Consider the following 1578-nt stretch of genomic DNA (forward strand, 5'->3'; position numbering starts at 1 on the left):
TCTACCACTGAGCTATGTCCGCGCATATCGCTGCAATCACGTTTTTAGAAGCGACAAGTAATAATATATCACAATTCCGAATCAATTGCAACACTTTATTCCGTATTTCTTAATGACATTAAATACCTTGTCAAATAATTCTCTCGCTCATCTTATGCAATAGTGCAAAATTAATTACATCTAAACAAAGAAGCGACAAGTAATAATATATCACAATATCGAGTGAATTGCAACACATTTTATTTATTAGTTCATTTTGGCACAAATATGTTGTTTAGATATCTCTTCTCGTTCTTCTTCCGTCACATGTGGACACGTTGTGCAATTCATCTGGCGAGGAACCCGGAATTTAAGACAGCACACTTCGCGTACACACACTTATTCCGCAGTACGTAGCGGATGTTCCTTTATTTCGTAGCGAAACGCCAGCGGATTGGCTGCTAAATTGCCGTATAAGGCGCCAAGCTCCTCTTGCATCACCACGTTCTATCTGACTCCATTAGACGCTTCTAAAGGTCGTTCTTTGCCTCACTAGCCCCCTTATCATACTAACTTATCAGCAGGTTCGACACATACCCCCATAACGCTGTTCCCACTTCATACACCGAGACTATCTGTACGTTAGATAATGTGGATACTTTGTGTATATGAAAAGCAGTTGCGACTTTTATCCACAATTGATTGCAAGTGGACTCAAATTAAGGCCGCTGCTCCAACGCCACTTTAAGGCCAAATCCAATCAGCACTGCTCCTGTTACTCGTTCAATCGTTTTATGAACGGAGGGCTTCTGCAGCCAACTGCGAAACGCATGAATAAAATAGACGAATATGAGCAACCACACAATTAATAAAAAGGCATAAATAAGTCCCATGGTCAGGTACTGAGTAAAGGAAGCACTGTCTGCACGAACGAATTGAGGCAAAAAGGTAAGAAAAAACAAAGCTACTTTCGGGTTTAGTACATTCGTTAATACGCCTTGGGAAAAACACTTTATAACCGAGCTGCCGCCCACTGGAACGTCTGCATCTTCCATAGAAGGCTGTGCAGCTTTTCCTGAGCTTGAACCCTTTGATAGGAGTGAACTGATGCCTAAGTATATCAAGTAAACAGCCCCGGCCCATTTAACCGTCTCATACAACACCGCGGATTGAGCCAACAATACGGACAACCCCATCGCTGCTGCACAGGTATGAATAATAATGCCGGCGGCGGTCCCTGCCGCGGTTGCAACTCCCCCGCGCTTCCCGTGAACAATCGTGCTTTTCGTGACCAACGCTGTATCAGCACCCGGCGTTAAAATAAGAGCGACAGACATCATTAAAAACATGGTGAATTGTTCCAATAACGAAACCTCCCTAAACGAATAAAACAACTGGGACGGATTGCTTAAAGGACTCTGTCTGCAATATGCCAACAAAGTCCTTAATTGATTCCTTTTCAATATTATCTTTTAAGTACTACCACATATTCCCCTAAAATTGTCATAGCTCAATATTACCATTGCCACTATCCAGTTACAATTACTCCTTAGGCGTTTATCATCTCAGAAAAAAAACCTTGTATCCCAAGGGTTTAAT

General features: G+C 42.1%; 2 protein-coding genes. Both read right to left on the reverse strand.

All coding sequences use genetic code 11. The features are described from left to right. Positions 1–246: 246 nt before the first annotated feature. Positions 247–378 carry a (2Fe-2S)-binding protein gene (locus tag A372_RS39380; protein WP_083858690.1) on the reverse strand — a complete coding sequence of 44 codons (132 nt, stop codon included), beginning with the start codon at positions 376–378 and terminating at the stop codon, positions 247–249. A 320-nt stretch (positions 379–698) separates the two neighbouring features. After that, positions 699–1343 carry a LysE family translocator gene (locus A372_RS0100310; protein WP_019418905.1) on the reverse strand — a complete coding sequence of 215 codons (645 nt, stop codon included), beginning with the start codon at positions 1341–1343 and terminating at the stop codon, positions 699–701. Positions 1344–1578 lie beyond the last annotated feature (235 nt).

The sequence above is a fragment of the Paenibacillus sp. OSY-SE genome (assembly GCF_000283315.1).
GTDB lineage: Bacteria > Bacillota > Bacilli > Paenibacillales > Paenibacillaceae > Paenibacillus_B > Paenibacillus_B profundus.